This window comes from Streptomyces sp. NPDC102467 (genome assembly GCF_044765445.1).
Lineage (GTDB): Bacteria > Actinomycetota > Actinomycetes > Streptomycetales > Streptomycetaceae > Streptomyces.
In genome coordinates, this window is the sequence record NZ_JBIWKA010000005.1 from 152,122 (window position 1) to 174,700 (window position 22,579).

Here is a 22,579-nt window from a genome sequence, read left to right on the forward strand (position 1 = left end):
AAGGTGCCTCCCTTGATGAAGGGAGGTCCCCTTCACGATCACCCGGCACCGGCCGTACGTCCCGTCGGACTACTCCATGCCAGTGGCCGCGGGAGCCGCTACTCCTCGCCGGTTTCCACCGCTGTGGCCAGGGCGGATGCCGGGTCGGACGCCGCCGGCCCCGCCGGGGCCCAGCGACCCCGCTCCTTGCGGTAGGGCCACCAGCGACCGTCGCGCCCCAGGCGCAGCTGAGCATCCGTGCCGGGGACGGTCCAGCGGCCGCGGGAGGCTTTGAGCACAGGCTGCTCGTCCGGCTCCCAGGCCGCTGCGAGCGCGGCACGCGCGCGTGCCGCGGATTCCGGGTCCGGGGCCCACTCCTCCTCCAGAACGGTGAGAGCATCCGCACCTCCGTGCTCCCAGGCGCGCACGGCCAGTGCCAGACCTTCGCGGTCGCGGCCCGCCCCCTGGGCCAGCCGCTCGGCGATGTGCCCCTGTGGTGCCGCGGTGGCCAGCCGTACGGCGTCCTGCGACACCGTCGACTCCGGCCACGGAGCGCGCTGTTCATGCCCTGCGACGAGTGCGTCCGCGAGCAGCCGGTGCGCTTCCACGGCGGCCTGCGCGCCGAGGAACCCCAGCGCGGCGACATCGATGCCCGAAGGCGGCGGGGTCTCCGTGTCCAAGGACGGCGGCAGACCCGGCTCCGGCGGCAGCGCGGGCGGCTCCGGCAACGGCGGCAGCACGACCGCGGACGCGTACGCCTCAGCGGCGTCCACGCCCTCGGCCTCCCGCGGCGACGCGGCCTCCGGTTCGGTGTGCACGACGCTGCGTACCTGGAGCTCGTCGAGCAACGCCCGCTCGCCGCGCCCGCGCAGCAGGAACAGCACGAACGGATCCTGGTCGAGCAGGCGGGCCAGCTGATAGCTCAGCGCGGCCGTGTGCGCGCAGTGGTCCCAGGCATCGCAGTCGCAGCGCGGCTCCAAGTCGCCGATGCCCGGCAGGAGTTCCACACCTGCCGCGGCCGCGTCCTCCACCAGATGCGGCGGCATGTCCCGGTCCAGCAGGGCCGCGATGTGCCCGGACCGCTCGACGGCCATGCCCAGGAAACGGTCCCACTCCTCCTCGCCGAGGCGTTGCAGCAGCACGTCCGAACGGTGCAGGACGCCGCCGCGGTCCTCGACGAGCGCGGTGATGCGCCCCGGACGGACCGACACCGCGCCGACCGCCCCGGCGCGCGCCAACCGCCGGCCCGCTTTGAGCTGCGCGAAGTCGAGTGCGGTGTCCTCCAGGGCCTTCGCCCAGGCCTGCCCCCACCAGCTCTGGGCGAAGCCCCGGCCGTGCGCAGGCGGCAGCGCGGCGAACGTGCGCTCTTGCGTGTCCGTGTTCTCAAGGTTCTCAAGGTTCTCAAGGTTCTCGAGGAACTCGTCGTGCGCGTCATACGTGTCACTCATCGGACGCCCCCTCGCAGTTCGACCAGATCGGCCAGATCGGCATCGCTCAGTTCGGTCAGTGCGGACTCGCCCGCACCGAGTACGGCATCCGCCAACTCCCGCTTACGCAGCAGCATGTCGGCGATGCGGTCCTCGATGGTTCCTTCGGCGATCAGCCGGTGCACCTGCACCGGCCGGGTCTGCCCGATGCGGTACGCGCGGTCGGTGGCCTGTGCCTCCACGGCCGGATTCCACCAGCGGTCGTAGTGCACCACGTGTTCCGCGCGCGTGAGGTTGAGTCCCGTGCCCGCCGCCTTCAAGGAGAGCAGGAAGACCGGCACCTCACCCTCCTGGAAGCGCTGCACCATCGCTTCGCGTCCCGCGACCGGGGTGCCTCCGTGGAGGAACTGCGACGGAATACCTCGACGTGCCAGATGACGCTCCACAAGGCGCGCCATCCGCACGTACTGGGTGAAGACCAGCACGCTCGCGCCCTCGGCCAGGATCGTGTCCAGGAGTTCGTCGAGGAGCTCCAGCTTCCCGGAGCGGCCGGTGATGTGGGGCCTGTCCTCCTTCAAGTACTGCGCAGGGTGGTTGCAGATCTGCTTGAGGGACGTCAGCAGTTTGACGATCAGGCCGCGCCGTTCGAAACCGTCCGCCCCGGAGATCTCCGCGAGCGTCTCGCGCACCACGGCTTCGTAGAGGCCCGCCTGCTCCGTGGTGAGTGACACGGCCCGGTCGGTCTCGGTCTTCGGCGGCAGCTCGGGGGCGATACCGGGGTCCGACTTGCGGCGCCGCAGCAAGAAGGGCCGCACCAGCTTGGCCAAGCGCTCCGCGGCGGCCGGGTCCTTGCCGCTCTCGACGGCCTGCGCGTAGCGCCTACGGAAGGTGCCGAGCCGGCCCAGCAGACCTGGTGTGGTCCAGTCGAGGATCGCCCACAACTCGGAGAGATTGTTCTCCACCGGGGTGCCGGTGAGCGCGACGCGCGCGCGGGCGCCGATGGTGCGCAGCTCCTTGGCCGTGGCCGAGTGGGGGTTCTTCACGTGCTGCGCCTCGTCGGTGACCACCATTCCCCAGGGCGAGTCGGCCAGTTGAGCGGCGTCCAGGCGCATGGTGCCGTAGGTGGTGAGCACGAACTCCCCGGCCGCCAGGTTCTCCAGAGACCGGCGCCCGCCGTGGAAGCGTCGTACGGGGGTGCCGGGCGCGAACCTCTCGATCTCGCGCTGCCAGTTGCCCATGAGGGACGTCGGGCAGACCACGAGGGTGGGCCCCGCGGTCTCCCGTGCCGTCTGCCGGTGCAGATGCAGCGCGATCAACGTGATCGTCTTGCCGAGGCCCATGTCGTCGGCGAGACAGGCGCCCAGGCCGAGCGACGTCATGCGGGCCAGCCAGTTCAGACCGCGCAGTTGATAGTCGCGCAGGTCGGCGGCGAGTGCGGCCGGCTGTCCGACCGGGTCCATGCCCTCGGGGTCCGCGAGGAGGTCCCTGAGCCCTGTCAGCCAGCCGGTGGGGCGCACCTCGACCTGGCTGCCGTCGACCTCGGTGGAGCCCGTCAGCACCGCGCTCAGCGCGTCGACCGGGGTCACCTTGCGGTCCTGGTGGGCGCGGGCACGACGGGCCTGCTCGGGGTCGACGAGCACCCACTGATCGCGCAGCCGCACGACGGGGCGCTTCGCCTCGGCGAGCCGGTCCAGTTCCGCGCGGCTCAGCTCCTGGTCGCCGATGGCGAACCACCAGTTGAACGTCAGCAGCGCGTCGGCGGACAGGAACGACGGGGTGTCCGGGCCGAGCACGCCAGGGCCGTCGCTCTCGGGCGGGCCGATCACCGCGCGGGCCGTCAGTTTGCGGGCCATCTCCTTGGGCCAGTGCACTTCGACCCCGGCCGCGGACAGCGCTCGCGCACCCTCCCCGAGCAGTTCGGCGACCTCGTCGTCGGCCAGCTCGACCGCGTCCGGGACAGTGGCGGACAGAAGCGGGGTCAGCGGTGACCACGCGCGCGCGGCGCGCCGCAGTGCCAAAAGAGCGTCCATCTGGGCCCGCGCCCCGAACGCCTTGCCGGAAGTACCGGCGCCCGACCACACTTCGGCCGCGTCGGCGACCAGGGTCGGATCGCTGACGCTGTGCATCTGCAGCACGGCACGGAACGGCAGGCGCGTCTCGTCGTCCGTGATCCCAGCGAGCCCGGGCATCTCCACGCGGAGCGAGATCCGCACGCCGGCGTCGTGCCCGGACGCCACGTCGGCCGCCCACGTACGCAGCTCGGGCGCCCGGCGCGGGGCCCGGGCCGCGTACGCCGGGGCGCCCGCCGCGAGCGCGGCGGCGGGGGAGCGGGGCAGGGTGTCGGCCACCGCGTCGAGGAAGGCGCGCAGCAACCGCTCGGGGGCGTGCAGCCTGGGTGGCGCATGGCCGTCCAACGGGACCGCCTGCGCCTCGGGAGGCATCGCGGCGGCCAGCTCCCGCACCCGCTCCAGGTCCCCGGGGCGCAGCGGCCCGGCACGCCACGCGTCGTGGTCGTCGGTGCTCAGGCCGGGCAGGAGGAGCCCCCGCGCGGCCAGTTGGAGAGCGAGCAGCGCCGCGGCGCCCCAGAACGCCGTCGTCGGGTCCGCCTGAGCGGCGCCGCGCGCGCGGGTGAGCACCGGCAGGGCGGACCGTACGGGCAGCGCGACCGCGGCGACCGTCACCAGCTCGACGCCGTCGTCCCCGGGCAGCGCCAGCGGCAGCTCGATGCGGGTGCCCGCGTCCGGCAGGGGCAGTTCGCCGCCGTCGGGCCGCCAGAAGGCGACGGTCGAGGTGCGCGCCGGGTCGCCCGGTGCGAACACCGCACAGCAACGGGTGAGTTCGGCGGTCTCGGTGGGGGTGGGTGCGGGATGCGTGTGCTCGGAGATGGCAGCTTCCTCGTATTCCTCAATTTTGACTACTCACCCTGGAGTCGGCGAGGGTACACGGCCCTCCTCGCCGGACGGACGCCTTCAGGTCGTGATCCGGGTCACCCGACCCCTAAGGGTGTGGCTAGCCCCCCATTGGGGGCGGGGTGGCCCCCTGCCGCAGTCGGGTGGTGGCGCCATGGCTGACCAAGGTCCTTGATTCGTAGGTTTTCGATGCCGGGCCGACGCCGTAGCCCGCCGCATCGACCTCGCCCTCCACAGACCGGAGAACTGCCATGGCCTTGGCTGTCGGAACCCTCCCGGAACACGTCGCAGGAGTCGCCGAGCGGCGCTCCCCACCCGAAGGGGGAAGCGAGTTCACGCCGCTGCTGCGCGACATCAAGGGCCAGGGTCTGCTCGACCGGCGCACCGGCTGGTACGTACGCACCATTGCGGTCAATGCCCTCGGCCTGGCCGCGGTCGCCACCGCCATGGCGCTCATCGGCACCTCCTGGTGGGTACTCACCCTGGCGCCGGTCCTGGCAGTCCTGTACGCGCGCACAGCCTTCATCGGCCATGACGCGGGCCACGCGCAGATCACCGGCAACCGAACCGCGAGCCGCGCCATCGGCCTGATCCACGGCAATCTGCTGTTGGGCATGAGCTACGCGTGGTGGAACGACAAGCACAACAAGCATCACGCCAACCCGAACCACATCGAGAAGGACCCCGACGTCGCCGCCGACGTCCTGGTGTTCACCAGTAAGCAGGCCGCGACCCGCGTGGGCTTCCGCGGTTGGCTCACGCGCCACCAGGCCTGGCTCTTCTTCCCGCTCACCCTGCTCGAAGGCCTCGCACTGAAGCTGTCCGGTTTCAAGGACCTGCGAAGGCAGAGCGGGCGGGAACGCAGGGTGGAGGGCGCACTCCTCGTCGCCCACGTCGTCGGCTACGTGACGTTGCTGCTGACGACCATGCCGCTCGGCCACGCTCTCGCCTTCGCGGCACTGCACCAGGCCCTGTTCGGACTGCACCTGGGCATGGCCTTCGCCCCCAACCACAAGGGCATGGAAATGCCCGACCCCGACGGCGACAAGTGGGGACACCTGCGGCGCCAGGTCCTCACGTCGCGCAACATCAAGGGCGGCATCCTGACCGACTGGTTCCTCGGCGGTCTCAACTACCAGATCGAGCACCACCTGTTCCCGAGCATGCCCCGGCCCCATCTGCGCCTCGCGCAGCCCATGGTGAAGGCCCACTGCCGCGACCTGGGCATCCAGTTCACGGAGACCGGCCTGGTCGACTCCTATCGCCAGGCGCTGCGCCACATGTATGAAGTGGGAGAGCCGCTGCGGGCCGACATCTGAACGTACCCCCCGACGGCGGTACACCGTCCCGGAGGTATCTCAGGGCGCGGGATCAGGGTCGTATCAGGGTCGCGCGGCGGAACTGTGGACGCCGTGAGCCCGTTTTTCAAAGAACAGGTGAGCCCGCCCCACTCAGCCGAGGGCGAGCCGCTCCGAAGGAGGCCACACACATGTCGAGGAACGCGAAGATCGCCGCGGGAGGCGTGGCGGTCGGGATCATCCTGCTGATCTGGCTGCCTTGGTGGGCGGCCCTGCTCATCGTGCTCGGCGCGCCCACCGCGGCGTACCTGATGCTCGACTCCTCGCAGCGGCGCAGGCTCCGCCGCGTCACGCGCAAGGAGATCGGCCATTAAGAAGCCCGCACGGAGCAGGAGTTGACGACGTCACCGTCCGTGGGCCGTCCGACGGTCCGGTCCGCGGGCGGCTTCGTTCCGCTCCGCACCCACCGGGTGAGAGCGTCGAAGGCGTCCCGGTAGCACGGCAGGATCGGCCGCAGCCGGGCCGGATAGCTGTCGTACAGGCCGTCGGTGTGCGTACCGCCCCGGACCGTGTACGTGCGATGCAGCCGGCCACGCCCCTGCGCGTCGGTCATGCGCGCATACACGCGGGCGTCCGTCGCGATCGGCAACAAGGTGTCCAGGTCGCCCTGCAAAGTGATGAGAGGCTTCCCGATCCGTCCGCTCAGGGCCACGCGTGCGACGGCCCTGCGCACCGACGCCGGGCGTGCCGCGTAGTCGTACGAAGCATCGGACGCACAGGGGGCGAGGATCTCATCCGTCGTCGAACCGGCACTCGTACCAGGGCAGTCGGGGTCGTACCCGGGGTCGAACTCCGCTCGGTACACCTTCTGCGTGAGCCCCCAGTACGCCTTCTGGTGGTACGGCCACAGGAACTCGGAGCCGCGCGCGAAGCCCGCCCCGTACAGGTCGTCCGCGTCGGCCTTGCCCTGCCCGTGCGCCACGGCCGTAGGCAGGGTGGTCAGCAGGTTGGGCCCGTCCGCGGTCCACAGGACCCCTTCCCAGTCGACGCCTCCGTCGTAGAGCTCAGGATGGTTCTCCAGCTGCCAGCGCGTGAGATACCCCGCATTGGAGATGCCGGTCATGTACGTGTGGTGCGGCGCGTGGCCGTAGCGCAGGGCGACCGCTTTCTTGGCGGCCCGGGTGAGCTGCGTCGTGCGGGCGTTCCACTCGGCGACGGCGTCCCCCGGGCGCGCGCCGTCCCGGTAGAAGTCCGGGCCGGTGTTGCCCTTGTCGGTCGCCGCGTACGCATACCCCTGAGCGAGGGCGCGGTCCGATATCGCGGCATCGGTCGCGTACTGCTTGCGATTGCCCGGAGAGGCGGTCACTACCAAGCCGCCGTTCCAGTGGTCCGGCAGCCGGATCACGAACTGGGCGTCGTGGTTCCAGCCGTGGGTCCTGTTCGTCCGTGAGCTGTCCGGGAAGTAGCCGTCGATCTGCACCCCGGGGACGCCGGACGGGTTGCGCGTCCCCGTGGCGGTCAGGCCGGCCTGGTCGGCGGTGTCGGTGTACGGAGTGCCCGCGAGAGCGGTGGTCGTCAGGTCGTCCAGGCAGACCCGCTGTTGAACCTGTGCGCCCGGCACGCGCGCGTGCGTCTGACGCGCGCAGTGGACCGGATACGGGGAGAGCGCGCTCGCGGCCTGCGGCCCAGAAGCGGCCAGGGCCACGAGCCCTGAGGTCAAGGCCGTGGCCAACAGAGGAACGGATCTGGGTGTGTGCATGAGGAGGCCTCCTCGAAGTGGCGGGAAGAGGCCTCATCGTCGACGGGGAGTTCACGCTCATCCATGGGTCGGGGCCACATGCGGCGCGCACTCTCTATGTAGCAAGGGAGATTCAGACCGGCCGCACGGCCATCTTGTCGAGCGCTTCAAGAAGGCCGGGCAACTCCGCGCCCCTGCCGACCGGCAGTACCTCGCCCGGCTCGTCGTCGAGCAGGACGAAGGCGATGTCGTCCGTGCGCGCCACCATCGACCAGCCGGGTCCGTCGGCGCGCAGCGTACGGGCGTCGCCCGACGCGAACGCGGACCGCACCCGCCCCAGGGGCGGAGGGGCGTCCATGTAGGCACGCGCCTCGGCCAGGACACGCTGGATGCCGTGGCGCGACCCGCTGGAGGGAGCCTGCTCGCCGTCCCTGTCGGCGTCCTGCGCGGCTGTCTCGTCGCCGGCCGCGACGACGAACTGGGCATCGTCGATCTGCTCGCGCCACGAGGCCCACTGGAGCGCTATCTCGTCCGCTCCCATGCGTCGTTGGGCCGGCCCCCACGTCTCCGTGTCGGGTGGGCAGAGCGGCGGCAGGCCGACGGCCTCCGGATCGGGCTCGGGGTCGTGCGGTGCCGGAACACCGGGCGCCGCCACCGCGAGCGCGAGCGGCCAGCCCGGCAGCGCGGCGACCATGCTGTTCTCGTCAGGGGACAGCTCGTACTCCATGCCGCAGTCCCAGGTGGCGATGGCCACCGCCACCAAAGACACGTCGTCGACGACCACGGTCCAGCGCGCGCCCTGCGCATCCTGGCCGAGGACCAGGCCGTATCCCTCGGACGACGGCTCGAGACCCAACGCGGCGCATGCCTCGGGGTAGTCGTCTCCCAGTACGCTGGGGAACTTCGCCGGGGTGAGCAACACCGCCGTGAGTACGTACAGCGCGTCGTCCTCGGCGGCGACAGCGTCGTCCGTCCCGGCCATGCCAGCCTCCCCTGAGCTTCGTTCCATCGGCGTGACCTTAGTCAGTCGCGGACGATGTCGTACAGGGGCGATGACCAGGAAAATCCATGGTCACTCCTGGTGCCTGCGCCGTTGGTGGAGGCCCTGTCGACATACCGTGTGCGCTTTGTGTGCCATTCATGGCAGACCTCCGTACGGGGGGCGAGCGCTCACGCGGCCGCCGCGCCGATCCGGCGCACGGGGGTGTCAGGCGACCGGCAGGCCGAGGAGGTTGCGTGCCACGACCCGCGGCGGCTCTTCCCGCTCCCGAGCGAGGACGATGAGGGCCCGGCACGCCAGTTCGTTGACGCCGAAAACCAGCGCGTTCGGCTCCACCCAGCCCGCGGCCTCGTCGATCCGCTCCTGATCGTCCTCGACGCAGGCCGCCACATAGGCGGCCGCCGCTTCGAAGAGATTGTGCGGGCGCCGCCGTCCTTCGGCCCGCCGACCGGCCTCGCGAGCGGAGCGCGCGTCGTTGCGCCGAAGCTCCTCGCGTCGAGCGACCTGCTTGCGCCAGGTGCTCCAGGATTTCCGGACTCTGTCGAACATGCGCTTCCCCGTCCCCCTGCCGATGGCCGGGCGGTCACCGGCCCGCCAGCGGCCTGTACCCATGTGGAGTTGCCCCCATGGTGGCAGAGGAGGGGCGGGGTGGCGCCGTCCCGACGTGAGTCAGCAGCCCGCCGATTCCAGGGCCTTGAGGGTGTCACGCAGCCAGGCGAGTTCGGCGCGGCTCGTCGCCCGCGCGATGGTGAGGATCCCCCGTCGGAATGGATCCTTGAACTCCTCGGCACGCAGCGGGCGTTCGCCCTCGTAGAAGAAGCTCGCGGGCTCTTCCAGAAAGTCGAGTCGGCGGTGCAGTACGTCCGCCTGCTCCTGAGGGTCGTCCAGGTGGCGCAGGAAGGCGAGCACGGTGAACCAGCGGTTCTCGTCGGTGATGTCGGACCGGGCCGGCTCACGCAGCCTGCGCCGCAGCTCCCGACGGCCCTCCTCGGTGAGGCTCAGGACGTGCCGGGGCGCCGCGGCAGCCCCCGGTTGCGTCTCGCGCGCGAGCAGCCCCGCCTTCTCCAAGCGCTTGATCGCCGGGTAGAGGGTGCTCTCCGCGACGGGGCGGACGTGCCCGGTAAGTGCGGTGATGCGCTTGCGCAGTTCGTAGCCGTGCAGTGATGCGTCGTAGAGGAATCCGAGGACGGCGAGTTCGAGCATGCCGCCATTGTGTCGCACTAGGACGTCTACGCGGTACATCGTTGACGTAGTACTACGTTACCGATGTATTGTCGGGACGAAGGCAGGGCGACTACACGAACAAGGAGGACGTCATGCGGCAAGCGCAGTTCGACACGCAGGGGAGCCGGATCCGCTGGACCGAGGCGGCGGGCGAGGAACCCGCGCGGGTCTACGTCCACGGGCTCGGCTCGGCCTCGACGGTGTACTACGCGCACATCGCCGCCCGACCCGAACTGGCGGGCCGGCGCTCGCTGTTCGTGGATCTGCCCGGGCACGGCATCAGTGACCGCCCCGCCGACTTCGGCTACACCCTGGAGGAGCACGCCGACGCGCTGGCTGCCGCGCTCGACGCGGCGGAGGTGAGCGGCGCGGAGCTCGTCGGGCACAGCATGGGCGGAGCCGTGGCGATCGTTCTGGCGCATCGGCGAGCCGACCTCGTCGCAAGACTCGTCGTCACCGAAGGGAACCTCGATCCCCACCCGCGCCCCACAGTAGGCAGCAGCGGCATCGCGAGCTATGAAGAAGGCGCGTACGTGACGGGTGGCGGCCACACGCGCGTGCTCGAGAAGGTCGGCCCGCTGTGGGCTGCCACCATGCGCCTCGCCGACCCGCTCGCCCTGCACCGCTCCGCGGTCGGCCTCGTCCGCGGGACGGAGCCGACGATGCGCCAGATGCTGCAGGACTCGAAGGTCGACCGGGTCTACCTCCAGGGCGTACGCACCGGCGCGCTCCCGGGCAGAGAAGGCTTGTCGGCCTCCGGTGTTCAGGTGGTGGAGGTGCCGGACGCGGGACACAACGTCATGTTCGACAACCCGGATGCCTTCGCGGCGGCCGTCAAGGGGTAGCCGGGGCTGCTCAGCCCTCGCGTACCGCCAACGCCAGGAAGCGCGTGTCCTCGTCGACGTACGAGTCCAAGCGCCAGCCTGAACCGGCAAGCAGCGGACGCAAGTTGGGCTCGGCCCGTAGGTCGTCAGGGGTGAGCTGCCGCCCATGGCGCGCGGCAAGGGCTCGCCGCCCGATCGGATGAAAGAGCGCGAGCAGTCCGCCCGGGCGCACCACGCGCGCCAACTCGCGGAAACCTTCGGCCGGCTGCGGCAGATGGGAGATGAGTCCCGCTCCGAACACCGCGTCCAGTGTTCCCGTGCGCAGCGGCAGGCGCGCCACGTCCGCCTGCAGCAACTGCCCCGCGCGGTCCCGGCCTGCGCGTACGGCGGCCGCCAGCATGGCCGGGGTCAGATCGGCGCCGAGCACCCCGCCGGAGGGCCCCACGGCCGCACGCAGCGCAGGCAGCGCACGCCCGGTGCCGCAGCCCGCGTCGAGCACCCGGCCGCCGGAGCGGAGGCCCAGTGCGGCCACCGCGGCGGCATAGGCCGGACCGTCGTCGGGGAAGCGGGCGTCCCAGCCGGCGGCCCGGGCCGCAAAGAACTCCTGCACACGTGTGGGGTCATCGCTCATGCGCTCCATGATTGCGCAGCCGACCGAGGGCCGGCGCTCCACGAACGAGGGACCCCGGGTCGAAAGATCCCTATCCGAACCGAAACCATCGCATGCACGTGCGGTGCACGCGTTCGACCCTGATGCGGTCGTTCAGAGAGCTTCTCTGTCATCTTGCAACAGCTTTCGAAATGCGCCCCTGTTGTGCGCCCCCACCACGACTAGCTTCCCGGGCCATGGGACATCTGGACCACGCCGCATTCGGCTGGCTTACCCCCGTGCTGTCGTACGCGATGGCGTGCATCGGCTCCGCGCTGGGACTGCGCTGCACCGTGCGGGCCCTGAGCGCCACGGGGCGGGCCCGCCGCAACTGGCTCTTCACCGCGGCCTCCGCCATCGGCACCGGCATCTGGACGATGCACTTCGTCGCCATGCTCGGATTCGGCGTGAGCGGCACCGACATCCGCTACAACGTCCCGTTGACTGTCCTGAGCCTCGTCGTCGCCGTGGCCGTTGTCGGTGTCGGGATCTTCGCTGTCGGCTACGGCCGTGACCGAGGGCGCGCCCTCGCACTCGGCGGCCTCACCACCGGACTGGGCGTCGCCAGCATGCACTACCTCGGCATGGCGGCCCTGCGCCTGCACGGCCGCGTCAGTTACGACCCGCTGCTGGTCACGCTCTCGGTGGTGATCGCCGTCGTCGCGGCGACCGCCGCCCTGTGGGCCGGTCTGAACATCAAGTCGCCCGCCGCCGTCGCGGTCGCTTCCCTGGTGATGGGCGGTGCCGTGAGCAGCATGCACTACACCGGAATGATCGCGGTGAGCGTGCGCGTGGCGCCCTCCTCGGCCGCGCTGCCCGGTGCCTCGGCGATGCAGTTCATCTTCCCGCTCGCCGTGGGCCTCGGCTCCTACCTGTTCCTGACCTCGGCGTTCGTCGCGCTGTCCCCGACCGTGGACGAGCGGGAAGCCTCCGCAGCGGCCGCACCGCCTGTGGGGAACGCGGTCCGTTGACCGGCCCGCGCCCCCGCCCCAGACCCCGGATCGAGGAGGCCATGCGCCCGCCCCGCTCAACGACCAGCTCCGGCCCGCCGCAGGTAGCCGCGCCCTTCGTGTCTTCCGCGCGTGGGCGTCGCGCGCACGCTGGGCCGCCCGCCGAAGAGGACTCCGATACGACGGTGACATCGCCTCGAACCGGGCCACCCACGCGCGGGGGCAGCAGGTATCTGCGCCCCCGCACCATCCGGGCGAAGATCGTCTGTCTCCTCATGGTGCCCGTGGTCTCCCTGCTCGCCCTGTGGGCCTACGCCACCGTGAGCACCGCGCAGGACATCGCGCGGCTCACCCGACTCCAGCGCGTCGACGCCTCGGTGCGCGAACCCGTGGCCGCCGCGGTGGCTGCCCTCCAGGCGGAGCGCACCGCCGCCGTCGGCTATGCGACCGATCCCGCACCGGAGCGCGGCGACGACCTCAAGAGGCTCGCGAACACCACCGATCGCGCCGTCGCGGCCCTCCGTCTCGGCAGGACCAACACCGTCGCGGACGGCGCGGACCTGCCCCACACAGTGGCCGGGCGACTCGGCGCCTTCGTCGGCGACAGCGAGCGACTGCGGAATCTGCGTACTGCCGTACTGGAGCGACGTACGGGCTGGGACACCGCATACGGGCAGTACACGAAGACCATCGGCGGCGCCTACATGGTGAGCGGAGGACTGACCGGCATACAGGACAGCGAACTCGGCTCCGACGCGCGCGTACTGCTCGAGCTCGCCCGCTCCGCCGAAATGCTCTCCCGTGAGGACGCCGTCGTGACGAGCGCCCGCCTCGCCGGGACGCTGGACGGCGAGCGTCTGCGCCTGTTCACCGGCGCCGTCGACACCCGCCGGGCGCTTGCCGACGCGGCCGCCGCCGATCTGCGCGGGCCCGAACAAGCCGCGTGGGACCACCTCGCGAAGGGAAGCGCGTACGGCGACGTGCGCGCTGTCGAGGACCGGACGCTCATCGCGCGACCGGGGGCCAAGGCACTCGACGCGACATCCGCACAGACGTGGGACAGGGCACATGCGGCCGTGCAGGACGGCATGCACGCCCTTGCGTCCGATGCCGCGCGCGGCGCTGCCGACCGGGCCGACCCGTTCGCCAGGGGGCTGCTCACACCCGCGGGGGCAGCGGTCCTGTTCGGCCTCATCGCCGTCGCCGCCTCGCTGGTCATCTCCGTACGCATCGGCCGCGGCCTCGTCGTCGAGCTGGTCGGTCTGCGCAACACCGCATTGGAGATCGCCGGTCGTCAACTCCCGCGCGCCATGGTCAAGTTGCGTGCCGGTGAAGACGTCGATGTCGAGGCGGAGGCGCCCCGAGGGCAGCCGGCCGAGGACGAGATCGGCCAGGTCCACGAAGCGCTCACCACCGTGCACCGCGCGGCCCTGCTCGCCGCCGTCGAGCGCGCCGAACTCGCCAGCGGCATCTCCGGTGTCTTCGTCAACCTCGCCCGCCGCAGCCAGACCCTCGTCCACCGCCAGCTCGGCCTTCTGGACACCATGGAACGCCGTGCGGAGGATCCGAACGAGCTCGGCGATCTCTTCCGCCTCGACCACCTCACGACCCGTATGCGACGCCACGCGGAGAGCCTGATCATCCTCTCCGGAGCCGCGCCCGGCCGGGCCTGGCGGAGACCGGTTCCGCTGACCAATGTCGTACGGGCCGCGGTCTCCGAGATCGAGGACTACGCGCGCGTGGAGGTACGCCATCTGGCCGCCGCCAACGTGACGGGTGCCGCGGTCGCCGACCTCACCCACTTGGTGGCCGAACTCGTCGAGAACGCGGCCCAGTTCTCGCCCCCGCACACAAAGGTGCGCATCAGCGGCGAATCCGTCGGCAACGGATACGCGATCGAGATCGAGGACCGCGGTCTCGGCATGGGCAAGGAGACCCTCGCCGAGGCGAACAACCGTATCGAGCACGCCGAAGCGCTCGACCTGTTCGACAGCGACCGGCTCGGCCTCTTCGTGGTCAGCAGGCTCGCCGATCGTCACGACATCAAGGTGCACTTACGTACGTCGCCCTACGGAGGCACCAACGCGGTCGTCCTGCTGCCCACCTCCTTGTTGCACAAGGACAGCGAGCCGAAGGACAGCCGCAACCCCGCACCGTCCGAAGAGGAGCGCCGCTACGCGCGCGTGCCCGAGCCCGAAGCGGCGCCCATGAATGGCAATTCCGTCCCCGCACCCGCCCCGCGTCCCGCCCTCGCCCCCTCGCCGGGCCCCGACCCGAAGGAGACGCAGCACCCACCGGGCGTCACCGCTCTACGGCTGCGAAAGCCACCGGTCGAGGAGCAGGACGACACCCCGCCCGAGGACGGGCTCCCGCGCCGCGTACGGCAGGCGAACCTCGCACCTCAACTGCGCGAACGCCCCGACGCACAGGCCGCATCCGCATCCGCGCGTGCGCCGGAGCCCGACGAACGCACCCCCGAACAGGTCCGGGCCCGTATGGCGTCCTACCGGGACGGCTGGGCCAGAGGCGGCGGACGCCCGTCGGGCAGTGACAGCACTGAAGGAGACCTCACATGATCAAGGAAAGCACCACCGGCACGGGGCACGGCTCCGGCGAACTCGACTGGCTCCTTGACGACCTGGTGCTCCGCGTGCCCGAACTGCGGCATGCCGTCGTCCTGTCCAACGACGGCCTGGCAGTCGGCGCGTCCACCGGCCTCGGCCGTGAGGACGCCGAGCATCTGGCCGCCGTCGCCTCCGGGTTCAACAGTCTCGCCAAGGGGACAGGACGGCATTTCGGTACGGGAGGGGTGCGGCAGACGATGGTCGAGATGGACGACGGCTTTCTCTTCGTGGCCGCCGCGGGCGACGGTTCCTGCCTGGCCGTCCTGAGCACCGTCACCGCCGACATCGGACTCGTCGCCTACGAGATGGCGCGCCTGGTCAAAAGGGTCGGCGAACACCTCTACACGGCACCCAGGCTCGCCGGGCACCCACCGACCGCGGGCTGACGGATACGGCGGGCGCCATGGACGAGGACATGTTCGAAGAAACGTACCGGGACGCGGGGGCGTACGACGGTGGCCCCCATCAGGGCCACGAGAAGCGCGGCAGCCCTCACGACCCGGGCAGCCAGTGGTTCGACAACGAGGCCGGCCCGCTGGTCCGCCCCTATGCGATGACCGGCGGACGGACCACGGCCGGCCCCCGGGCCGCGCACTTCGACCTGATCGCCCTCGTGTCGCTCGACTCCGCCGCGCCCGCCGCGCACGACGACACCGCCCTCGGGCCCGAGCACCGCTCGATCATCGAGCTGTGCCGGGCCGAGACACAGTCGGTCGCCGAACTCGCCGCCGGCACCGAACTGCCCGTGGGGGTGGTCCGGGTGCTCCTCGGCGACCTGCTGGAACTGGCCTGCGTCAAGGTCAGCAGGCCGGTGCCGCCCGCCCAGCTACCGGACGAGAAGATTCTGAGAGAGGTCATCGATGGGCTCCGAGCACTCTGACGGCACGGCCCCCGACGCATCCGCCGACCTGGCTCTGAAGATTCTGGTGGCGGGCGGATTCGGGGTGGGCAAGACCACCCTGGTCGGCGCGGTCAGCGAGATCCGCCCCCTGCGCACCGAGGAACAACTCAGCGAGGCGGGCCAGTCCGTGGACGACACGACGGTGGTGGAGCGCAAGACCACCACGACCGTCGCCATGGACTTCGGCCGCATCACGATCAGGTCCGGTCTGTCGCTCTACCTGTTCGGCACGCCGGGCCAGGACCGGTTCTGGTTCCTGTGGGACGAACTGTCCCAGGGCGCGCTCGGCGCCGTCGTCCTCGCGGACACCCGACGGCTCGAGGAGTGTTTCCCCGCCGTGGACTATTTCGAGCACCGACGCATCCCGTTCGTCGTGGCGGTCAACTGTTTCGCGGCGGCAAGGGGGTTCGGGGCGCACGAAGTGGCACGCGCCCTCGACCTCGACCGCGGGACGCCAGTGGTGCTGTGCGACGCGCGCGACCGGGACTCCGGGAAGGAGGTGCTGATCAGGCTGGTCGAGTACGCCGGGCGAGTGCACACCGCCCGGCTGCTCGATTCCGTCGGCTGAGCCGCGGCCGCTTCAGTCGGCGACGTCGCCCATGGCCACGACCTTCTCGACCCGTACGCGTACGACGAGTTCGCCCGGCACGGCGTTGCGCCGGCCGAACTCCTCTGCGCGGTCCCCACCCATGTACCGGCCGCCGATCCGGGTGGCCGAATCCAGCAATTCCGCCGGGTCCTCGCTGAGTTCGGCCCGGCCCTGGATCGTCACGAACGAGAACGGCGGCCGCTCGTCGTCGACGCACAGGGCCATACGCCCGTCGCGCGCCAGATTGCGGCCTTTGACCGTCTCCTTGCCGGTGTTGAACAGGATGTCGCGTCCGTCCAGGACGAACCAGACGGGTGCGATGTGCGGGCTGCCGTCGGCCCGCACGGTGGACAGCTTGGCGGTGCGGGTGCCTTCGGAGACGAAGGCCCGCCATTCCTCATCGGTCATCTTGTGTGCCATGGGGCCATCCTGCTTGCCCGGACGCCGACCGTGGGGAAGGCTTGCGCGAGAGATCCTCCGGGCAGGGGAGCGGTCCTCCCGGGGGCATGGGGAGCCACAGGAAGCGGGGAGACAGGATCATGGGGCAGAACATAGGACTGGGTTGGCTGCTGGACGACCTGACGCAGCGCGTCGAACATGTGCGGCACGCCTTGGTCCTGTCCAACGACGGCCTCGTGACCGGAGCGAGTTCGGAGCTGCGCCGCGAGGACGCCGAGCACCTCGCGGCGGTCTCGTCCGGACTGCACAGCCTCGCCAAGGGATCGGGCCGGCACTTCGGCGCCGGAGGCGTACGCCAGACGATGATCGAGTTCGATGATGCGGTGCTCTTCGTCACCGCCGCGGGTGACGGCAGCTGCCTGTGCGTGCTCAGCTCCGCCGAGGCCGACATCGGTCAGGTCGCGTACGAGATGACCCTGCTCGTCAACCGGGTCGGTGAGCATCTGGCCGTCGACGCCCGACACCCCGGTCGGACGCCGGTCAGGGAGCCCTGACCTGCGGTAAAGCGGCCGGTCGGGGTGGGCGCGGCAGGGTTGTCCACAGGCCCGGACGGAGATTCCCGGTCCGGGCTACGGTTTTCCCGAGCGGTCACGGAGGGTGACCGCAGGTCATCGACCGACGGGGGAGAACCATCGTGCAAGGCGACATCATGACCAGGCCTCAGGGCAGCGCAGCCCGCGAACTGGGGCTGAAACGAGGCGAGTTCGACCTCGCCGTACGTCTCGGCCGTATCCGGACGGTCGCGGCGCGGGACGGCGGAAGGCGCCGCGTGTCCCGCGAGGAGATCGAGCGGATCCGCGACACCGAGGGCTTCCCGGAAGCGTTGCGCGAGCAGGTGAGGGTGGTGGGGACCGCGGAGGGCGCGCACCTCATGGAGATCCCGCCGACCCGATTCACCCGGCTCGCCCGCGCCGGTCTGCTCATCCCGGCCAAGTTCTACCTCAATCGCTATCGGACCGTGGTGTGGCTGTACCTCGCCGAGGAGCTACGGGAGTTCGCGGAGTCCGAGCTCCACGCACCGCTCCTGACCGGCCGCGCACCGGACAAGATGCGCGCCCGGCTCTCGGCGGGGGAGGACCTGAGGCCGCGGAGGTGGCGGGCCCGGCACGCCGGGTATCTGCTGGGGCAGTGCGGTGACCCATGGGACCGGGCCGCCGCGATGGCGACGCTCCTGGACCCGACTCAGCTCCCCGACCTCGTCGAGAACCCCTACGAGCGCGCCTACTTGCATCGCCTTCGACCTGAGGAGTCCTGGTACGGGGCGCCGGAGTCGCCGACGGCGCGGGTCGTCGAGCGGATCCTGATCGCCGACGATCCGAACGAGATCAGCTGGCTGCGGGCGAACCTGTTGCTGAGTCTGTCGGAGGCGCGGCGGCTGCGCCCCGCACCGCGGCCCACGACGCGCGAATCGGCACCTGCGCCGGAGTTCGAGCCCGTGGCCCCGAGCGTTCCGGAACCGCGGCCCGCGGCCGTGGAACCGGTGCGGGGGCTGTGGGGCAGGCTGCTCGGCAGACGAGGCTGACCAAGCGGTGCCCTCTACGGCGTCGAGGCCCTCGGCGCACCGCTCGATCGCTGGGGGCCCGTCAGCCTTCGAGCTTTCGGAACAGTCCCTCCTGGACGACGGAGACCAGCAGGCGCCCCTCGACGTCGTAGATGCGACCGCGGGCCAGCCCCCGGCCGCCCGTCGCGATGGGCGACTCCTGGTCGTAGAGGAACCACTCATCGGCACGGAAAGGACGGTGGAACCACATGGCGTGGTCGAGCGAGGCCATGTCGAAGCCGCGCGGCCCCCACAGCGGTTCGATCGGCAGTCGCACCGCGTCGAGCAGCGTCATGTCACTCGCGTAGGTGAGCGCGCAGGTGTGCACGAGCGGGTCGTCGCCCAGCGGGCCCACGGCGCGCATCCACACGGCGCTGCGCGGCTCGGCGGAGCTGATTTCCTCGGGGGTCCAGCGCAGCCGGTCGACATACCGGATGTCGAAGGGCTGGCGGCGCGCCATGCGTTCCAACGCCTCGGGCAGGGCGCCGAGATGGCCCCTGATCTCGTCGGCGATCGTCGGCAGCGACTCCGGATCCGGCACCTCACGGGCCGGCGGCAACTGGTGCTCGAAGGCCCCTTCCTCGGGCTTGTGAAAGGAGGCGGTGAGATTGAAGATCGTGCGACCCTGCTGCACGCCGGTGACCCGGCGGGTGGTGAACGAGCGGCCGTCACGGACCCGTTCGACCTGGTACACGATGGGCACACCGGGGCGGCCCGGGCGCAGGAAGTACGCGTGCAGCGAGTGCACGGGGCGGTCGCCGTCCGTGGTGCGGCCCGCCGCGACCAGGGCCTGGCCCGCGACCTGTCCGCCGAAGACCCGCTGCAGGGACTCCTGCGGGCTGCGTCCGCGGAAGATGTTGACCTCGATCTGCTCCAGGTCGAGCAGGTCGACAAGCCGTTCCGCAGGATTCGTCATGCGTGGTTCTCTCTCGTGTGCGCGGCCGGACTGTTCCGGCGCGTGGACGCGGGCGGACCTGGCTGTCCGCCGCCCGGTCCGGGATCTACAACTGGCCGACGTCCGTGACCCGGACGACGGCACGGCCTTCGGCATCGGAGGCGGCGAGATCGACTTCGGCGCTGACGCCCCAGTCGTGGTCGCCGTTCGGGTCGGCGAAGGTCTGTCGGACCTTCCACAGACCGTGCTCCGGGTCTTCCTCGATCATGAGCAGCTTGGGGCCACGGGCGTCGGGTCCCGTCCCGAGGTCCTCGTACTCGTCCCAGTATTTGTCCATGGCGTCACCCCATGCATCCGCGTCCCAGCCCGACTCGGCATCCATCTCGCCGAGCTCTTCGACGTGGTCGAGCGCGGCCAGTTCGACGCGGCGGAACATGGCGTTGCGGACCAGGACACGGAACGCGCGGGAGTTCGCCGTGACCGGCTTGACCTGGTCGGCCCTCTCCTGCGCCTCTTCGGCCGTCATCACCTCGGGGTTGGCGAGCTGCTCCCACTCATCCAGCAGGCTGGAGTCGACCTGGCGCACCATCTCGCCGAGCCAGGCGATCAGGTCCTCCAGATCCTCCGACTTCAGGTCGTCGGGCACGGTGTGGTCGAGCGTCTTGTACGCGCTCGCCAGGTAGCGAAGGACGATGCCCTCGGTGCGCGCGAGCTCGTAGTAGGAGACGAACTCCGTGAAGGTCATCGCCCGTTCGTACATGTCACGGATGACGGACTTCGGCGACAGCGGGTGGTCGCCGACCCACGGGTGGCTCGTGCGGTACGTGTTGTACGCGTGGAAGAGCAGCTCCTCCAGGGGCTTGGGGTACGAGATGTCCTGGAGACGCTCCATGCGCTCCTCGTACTCCACACCGTCCGCCTTCATCAGGGCGACGGCCTCACCGCGCGCCTTGTTCTGCTGGGCGTGCAGGATCTGCCGCGGGTCGTCGAGCGTGGACTCCACAACCGACACCATGTCGAGCGCGTACGACGGCGACTCCTGGTCGAGCAGGTCGAACGAGGCGAGAGCGAAGGTCGACAGCGGCTGGTTCAGTGCGAAGTCCTGCTGCAGGTCGACGGTGAGGCGCACGATGCGGCCTGTCGGGTCCGGCTGGTCCAGCTTCTCGACGATGCCGCCGTCGAGCAGCGAGCGGTAGATCGCGATGGCGCGGCGGATGTGCCGGAGCTGGGCCCTGCGCGACTCGTGGTTGTCCTCGAGCAGCGTGCGCATGGCCTCGAAGGCGTTGCCCGGGCGGGCGATGACCGACAGGAGCATCGTGTGCGTGACACGGAAGCGGGAGGTCAGCGGCTCCGGGTCGGATGTGATCAGCTTGTCGAAGGTGCCCTCCGTCCAGCTGACGAAGCCCTCCGGGGCCTTCTTGCGGACGACCTTGCGGCGCTTCTTCGGGTCGTCGCCGGCCTTTGCGAGCGCCTTCTCGTTCTCGACGACGTGCTCGGGCGCCTGGGCCACGACGAAGCCGGCCGTGTCGAAGCCGGCGCGTCCGGCGCGGCCCGCGATCTGGTGGAACTCGCGGGCGCGCAGCGTACGGACGCGGGTGCCGTCGTACTTGGTGAGGGCCGTGAACAGCACCGTGCGAATGGGGACGTTGACGCCCACGCCGAGGGTGTCGGTACCACAGATGACCTTCAACAGGCCTGCCTGGGCGAGCTTTTCGACGAGCCGACGGTACTTGGGCAGCATGCCGGCGTGGTGGACGCCGATACCGTGCCGTACGTAACGGGACAGGTTGCGGCCGAACTTGGTGGTGAAGCGGAAGTTGCCGATCAGCTCGGCGATCTTGTCCTTCTCCTCGCGCGTGCACATGTTGATGCTCATCAGCGCCTGGGCCCGTTCGACCGCCTGCGCCTGCGTGAAGTGCACGATGTAGACCGGCGCCTGCTTCGTCTCGAGCAGCTCGGTCAGGGTCTCCGTGAGGGGCGTGAGCCGGTACTCGTAGGAGAGGGGGACCGGGCGGGTCGCCGAGCGGACCACCGAGGTCGGACGGCCGGTGCGCCGCGCGAGGTCCTTCTCGAACATCGCGACGTCGCCGAGCGTTGCCGACATCAGGATGAACTGTGCCTGCGGCAGCTCGAGCAGCGGGATCTGCCAGGCCCAGCCGCGGTCCGCCTCCGCGTAGAAGTGGAACTCGTCCATGACGACCTGGCCGATGTCGGCCTGCGCGCCGTCCCGCAGCGCGATCGACGCGAGAACCTCCGCGGTGCAGCAGATGACGGGCGCGTCCGCGTTCACGGACGCGTCGCCGGTCAGCATGCCGACGTTCTCCGTGCCGAACATCTTGCACAGCTCGAAGAACTTCTCGGAGACCAGCGCCTTGATGGGAGCCGTGTAGAACGTGACCTCGTCGCGGGCGAGGGCGGCGAAGTGCGCACCCGCCGCGATCATGCTCTTACCGGACCCGGTGGGCGTCGAGACGATCACGTTCGCCCCCGACACCGCCTCGATCAGCGCCTCCTCCTGGTGCGGATAGAGGGTGAGACCACGCTCCTGGGTCCACGACTCGAAGGCGTCATAGAGGGCGTCCGGGTCGGCGGTCTTCGGGAGCTGATCGATAAGGGTCACGTCACCATCTTGCCTGTCTTCCGTCCCGATCCGGGAATCGGATGCCCGTACGAAGATCACGAACGCTACGCTGAGTCGCCGACGGAGCGTCAGGACGCGCACGGCCCGACGGGGGCAACGGGGCGTCGGCGCACAAGGAATGGGGCGGAACACCACCATGATGGGACCGGCACACTCGCTGTCAGGAGCGGCGGCCTGGCTGGGGGTGGGCGCGGCCGCGGCTGCCGCCGGACACCCGATGCCCTGGCCGGTCGTCCTCGTGGGAGCGCTGATCTGCGCGGGTGCCGCGCTCGCCCCCGACCTCGACCACAAGTCGGCGACCATCTCGCGCGCCTTCGGGCCGATCTCCCGGGCGGTCTGCGGGATAGTCGACAAACTGTCCTACGCCGTCTACAAAGCCACCCGCAAGCAGGGCGACCCGCGCCGTTCCGGCGGACACCGCACTCTCACCCATACGTGGCTGTGGGCCGTCCTGATCGGGGCGGGCGCGTCCTTCGCGGCGATCACCGGGGGGCGCTGGGCTGTCCTCGCGATCCTGTTCGTGCACATGGTGCTCGCCATCGAAGGTCTGCTGTGGCGGGCCGCCAGGGGCTCCAGCAGCGACATCCTGGTGTGGCTGCTCGCGGCGGCCAGCGCCTGGATCCTGGCCGGAATACTGGACAAACCGGGCAACGGATCGGACTGGCTGTTCACCGCGCCCGGCCAGGAGTACCTGTGGCTGGGCCTGCCCATCGTGCTCGGCGCGCTGGTGCACGACATCGGGGACGCGCTCACCGTCTCGGGCTGCCCGATCCTGTGGCCCATACCGATCGGCCGCAAGCGCTGGTACCCGATCGGGCCGCCCAAGATGATGCGCTTCCGGGCCGGCAGCTGGATCGAGCTGAAGGTGCTCATGCCGGTGTTCATGCTGCTCGGCGGGGTGGGGTGCGCGGCCGCGCTCAACTTCATTTGAG

At 70.6% G+C, this 22,579-nt stretch carries 21 protein-coding genes; 11 read left to right on the forward strand and 10 right to left on the reverse strand.

Annotated elements, in window-relative coordinates; translation table 11 throughout:
• Positions 1-98: 98 nt before the first annotated feature.
• Both ACIREE_RS11775 and ACIREE_RS11780 read right to left on the reverse strand, forming a co-directional pair.
• The gene (locus ACIREE_RS11775; protein WP_404149823.1) at positions 99-1,427 is read right to left on the reverse strand and encodes an SWF or SNF family helicase; all 1,329 of its coding nucleotides are present in this window, start codon (positions 1,425-1,427) and stop codon (positions 99-101) included.
• Positions 1,424-4,225: a DEAD/DEAH box helicase gene (locus ACIREE_RS11780; RefSeq protein WP_404149826.1), complete on the reverse strand. Its 2,802-nt coding sequence runs from the start codon at positions 4,223-4,225 to the stop codon at positions 1,424-1,426. Before ACIREE_RS11780 ends, ACIREE_RS11775 begins: the two co-directional genes overlap by 4 nt.
• Positions 4,226-4,566: 341 nt before the next feature.
• On the opposite strand from ACIREE_RS11780, the gene ACIREE_RS11785 reads away from it, so the two are divergent.
• A complete protein-coding gene (locus ACIREE_RS11785) occupies positions 4,567-5,634 on the forward strand; it encodes a fatty acid desaturase family protein (RefSeq protein WP_404149829.1) in 1,068 nt (355 codons plus the stop codon).
• A gap of 170 nt (positions 5,635-5,804) precedes the next feature.
• A complete protein-coding gene (locus tag ACIREE_RS11790; protein WP_404149832.1) occupies positions 5,805-5,987 on the forward strand; it encodes a hypothetical protein in 183 nt (60 codons plus the stop codon).
• On the opposite strand, the gene ACIREE_RS11795 is transcribed toward ACIREE_RS11790, so the two are convergent.
• From ACIREE_RS11795 to ACIREE_RS11810, 4 genes are all read right to left on the reverse strand, one after another.
• Complete coding sequence (locus tag ACIREE_RS11795) at positions 5,984-7,372, reverse strand: tannase/feruloyl esterase family alpha/beta hydrolase (protein ID WP_404149835.1); 1,389 nt, start codon at positions 7,370-7,372, stop codon at positions 5,984-5,986. The two genes, ACIREE_RS11790 and ACIREE_RS11795, sit on opposite strands and share 4 nt — an antisense overlap.
• Positions 7,373-7,484: 112 nt before the next feature.
• Positions 7,485-8,333 carry a hypothetical protein gene (locus tag ACIREE_RS11800; RefSeq protein WP_404149838.1) on the reverse strand — a complete coding sequence of 283 codons (849 nt, stop codon included), beginning with the start codon at positions 8,331-8,333 and terminating at the stop codon, positions 7,485-7,487.
• A 225-nt stretch (positions 8,334-8,558) separates the two neighbouring features.
• Positions 8,559-8,900, reverse strand: coding sequence for a hypothetical protein (locus ACIREE_RS11805; protein WP_404149841.1), 342 nt, complete (start codon positions 8,898-8,900; stop codon positions 8,559-8,561).
• Between the two features lie 120 nt (positions 8,901-9,020).
• Positions 9,021-9,554, reverse strand: coding sequence for a PadR family transcriptional regulator (locus tag ACIREE_RS11810; RefSeq protein WP_404149844.1), 534 nt, complete (start codon positions 9,552-9,554; stop codon positions 9,021-9,023).
• A 113-nt stretch (positions 9,555-9,667) separates the two neighbouring features.
• Here ACIREE_RS11810 and ACIREE_RS11815 point away from each other — a divergent pair, with 113 nt between their 5' ends.
• Positions 9,668-10,420 (forward strand): alpha/beta fold hydrolase, encoded by a 753-nt coding sequence (locus ACIREE_RS11815; RefSeq protein ID WP_404149847.1) that lies wholly within the window; start codon positions 9,668-9,670, stop codon positions 10,418-10,420.
• Positions 10,421-10,430: 10 nt separating this feature from the next.
• Here the strand turns inward: ACIREE_RS11815 and ACIREE_RS11820 are convergent, their stop codons facing one another.
• Complete coding sequence (locus ACIREE_RS11820) at positions 10,431-11,030, reverse strand: class I SAM-dependent methyltransferase (protein WP_404149850.1); 600 nt, start codon at positions 11,028-11,030, stop codon at positions 10,431-10,433.
• Between the two features lie 215 nt (positions 11,031-11,245).
• On the opposite strand from ACIREE_RS11820, the gene ACIREE_RS11825 reads away from it, so the two are divergent.
• From ACIREE_RS11825 to ACIREE_RS11845, 5 genes are read left to right on the forward strand one after another with little or no spacing between them, the layout of a single operon-like run.
• Positions 11,246-12,019, forward strand: a complete 774-nt coding sequence (locus tag ACIREE_RS11825; RefSeq protein ID WP_404149853.1) for an MHYT domain-containing protein — start codon at positions 11,246-11,248, stop codon at positions 12,017-12,019.
• Between the two features lie 41 nt (positions 12,020-12,060).
• Positions 12,061-14,574, forward strand: coding sequence for a nitrate- and nitrite sensing domain-containing protein (locus ACIREE_RS11830; RefSeq protein WP_404149857.1), 2,514 nt, complete (start codon positions 12,061-12,063; stop codon positions 14,572-14,574).
• A complete protein-coding gene (locus ACIREE_RS11835) occupies positions 14,571-15,008 on the forward strand; it encodes a roadblock/LC7 domain-containing protein (RefSeq protein ID WP_404149860.1) in 438 nt (145 codons plus the stop codon). Before ACIREE_RS11830 ends, ACIREE_RS11835 begins: the two co-directional genes overlap by 4 nt.
• A gap of 17 nt (positions 15,009-15,025) precedes the next feature.
• Positions 15,026-15,502 (forward strand): DUF742 domain-containing protein, encoded by a 477-nt coding sequence (locus ACIREE_RS11840; RefSeq protein ID WP_404149863.1) that lies wholly within the window; start codon positions 15,026-15,028, stop codon positions 15,500-15,502.
• Complete coding sequence (locus ACIREE_RS11845; protein ID WP_404149866.1) at positions 15,483-16,091, forward strand: GTP-binding protein; 609 nt, start codon at positions 15,483-15,485, stop codon at positions 16,089-16,091. Before ACIREE_RS11840 ends, ACIREE_RS11845 begins: the two co-directional genes overlap by 20 nt.
• A gap of 12 nt (positions 16,092-16,103) precedes the next feature.
• On the opposite strand, the gene ACIREE_RS11850 is transcribed toward ACIREE_RS11845, so the two are convergent.
• Positions 16,104-16,532 carry a PPOX class F420-dependent oxidoreductase gene (locus ACIREE_RS11850; protein WP_404149869.1) on the reverse strand — a complete coding sequence of 143 codons (429 nt, stop codon included), beginning with the start codon at positions 16,530-16,532 and terminating at the stop codon, positions 16,104-16,106.
• A gap of 119 nt (positions 16,533-16,651) precedes the next feature.
• On the opposite strand from ACIREE_RS11850, the gene ACIREE_RS11855 reads away from it, so the two are divergent.
• Positions 16,652-17,065: a roadblock/LC7 domain-containing protein gene (locus tag ACIREE_RS11855; protein ID WP_404149872.1), complete on the forward strand. Its 414-nt coding sequence runs from the start codon at positions 16,652-16,654 to the stop codon at positions 17,063-17,065.
• A 155-nt stretch (positions 17,066-17,220) separates the two neighbouring features.
• A complete protein-coding gene (locus ACIREE_RS11860) occupies positions 17,221-18,093 on the forward strand; it encodes a DUF6397 family protein (protein ID WP_404149875.1) in 873 nt (290 codons plus the stop codon).
• A 61-nt stretch (positions 18,094-18,154) separates the two neighbouring features.
• On the opposite strand, the gene ACIREE_RS11865 is transcribed toward ACIREE_RS11860, so the two are convergent.
• Positions 18,155-19,027, reverse strand: coding sequence for an acyl-CoA thioesterase (locus tag ACIREE_RS11865; RefSeq protein ID WP_404149878.1), 873 nt, complete (start codon positions 19,025-19,027; stop codon positions 18,155-18,157).
• An 85-nt stretch (positions 19,028-19,112) separates the two neighbouring features.
• Complete coding sequence (locus tag ACIREE_RS11870; RefSeq protein ID WP_404149881.1) at positions 19,113-21,626, reverse strand: DUF3516 domain-containing protein; 2,514 nt, start codon at positions 21,624-21,626, stop codon at positions 19,113-19,115.
• Between the two features lie 157 nt (positions 21,627-21,783).
• On the opposite strand from ACIREE_RS11870, the gene ACIREE_RS11875 reads away from it, so the two are divergent.
• Positions 21,784-22,578 (forward strand): metal-dependent hydrolase, encoded by a 795-nt coding sequence (locus ACIREE_RS11875; protein WP_404149884.1) that lies wholly within the window; start codon positions 21,784-21,786, stop codon positions 22,576-22,578.
• Position 22,579: the final 1 nt, after the last annotated feature.

Excerpts from the sequence above, each read along its gene's own strand:
- ACIREE_RS11775 (WP_404149823.1), bottom strand. The coding sequence starts at position 1,427 with ATGAGTGACACGTATGACGCGCACGACGAGTTCCTCGAGAACCTTGAG.
- ACIREE_RS11800 (WP_404149838.1), bottom strand. The coding sequence starts at position 8,333 with ATGGCCGGGACGGACGACGCTGTCGCCGCCGAGGACGACGCGCTGTAC.
- ACIREE_RS11840 (WP_404149863.1), top strand. The coding sequence starts at position 15,026 with ATGGACGAGGACATGTTCGAAGAAACGTACCGGGACGCGGGGGCGTAC.
- ACIREE_RS11865 (WP_404149878.1), bottom strand. The coding sequence starts at position 19,027 with ATGACGAATCCTGCGGAACGGCTTGTCGACCTGCTCGACCTGGAGCAG.
- ACIREE_RS11825 (WP_404149853.1), top strand. The coding sequence starts at position 11,246 with ATGGGACATCTGGACCACGCCGCATTCGGCTGGCTTACCCCCGTGCTG.
- ACIREE_RS11820 (WP_404149850.1), bottom strand. The coding sequence starts at position 11,030 with ATGAGCGATGACCCCACACGTGTGCAGGAGTTCTTTGCGGCCCGGGCC.
- ACIREE_RS11805 (WP_404149841.1), bottom strand. The coding sequence starts at position 8,900 with ATGTTCGACAGAGTCCGGAAATCCTGGAGCACCTGGCGCAAGCAGGTC.
- ACIREE_RS11810 (WP_404149844.1), bottom strand. The coding sequence starts at position 9,554 with ATGCTCGAACTCGCCGTCCTCGGATTCCTCTACGACGCATCACTGCAC.
- ACIREE_RS11790 (WP_404149832.1), top strand. The coding sequence starts at position 5,805 with ATGTCGAGGAACGCGAAGATCGCCGCGGGAGGCGTGGCGGTCGGGATC.
- ACIREE_RS11815 (WP_404149847.1), top strand. The coding sequence starts at position 9,668 with ATGCGGCAAGCGCAGTTCGACACGCAGGGGAGCCGGATCCGCTGGACC.
- ACIREE_RS11850 (WP_404149869.1), bottom strand. The coding sequence starts at position 16,532 with ATGGCACACAAGATGACCGATGAGGAATGGCGGGCCTTCGTCTCCGAA.
- ACIREE_RS11835 (WP_404149860.1), top strand. The coding sequence starts at position 14,571 with ATGATCAAGGAAAGCACCACCGGCACGGGGCACGGCTCCGGCGAACTC.
- ACIREE_RS11795 (WP_404149835.1), bottom strand. The coding sequence starts at position 7,372 with ATGCACACACCCAGATCCGTTCCTCTGTTGGCCACGGCCTTGACCTCA.
- ACIREE_RS11785 (WP_404149829.1), top strand. The coding sequence starts at position 4,567 with ATGGCCTTGGCTGTCGGAACCCTCCCGGAACACGTCGCAGGAGTCGCC.
- ACIREE_RS11830 (WP_404149857.1), top strand. The coding sequence starts at position 12,061 with ATGCGCCCGCCCCGCTCAACGACCAGCTCCGGCCCGCCGCAGGTAGCC.
- ACIREE_RS11845 (WP_404149866.1), top strand. The coding sequence starts at position 15,483 with ATGGGCTCCGAGCACTCTGACGGCACGGCCCCCGACGCATCCGCCGAC.
- ACIREE_RS11860 (WP_404149875.1), top strand. The coding sequence starts at position 17,221 with ATGACCAGGCCTCAGGGCAGCGCAGCCCGCGAACTGGGGCTGAAACGA.
- ACIREE_RS11875 (WP_404149884.1), top strand. The coding sequence starts at position 21,784 with ATGATGGGACCGGCACACTCGCTGTCAGGAGCGGCGGCCTGGCTGGGG.
- ACIREE_RS11855 (WP_404149872.1), top strand. The coding sequence starts at position 16,652 with ATGGGGCAGAACATAGGACTGGGTTGGCTGCTGGACGACCTGACGCAG.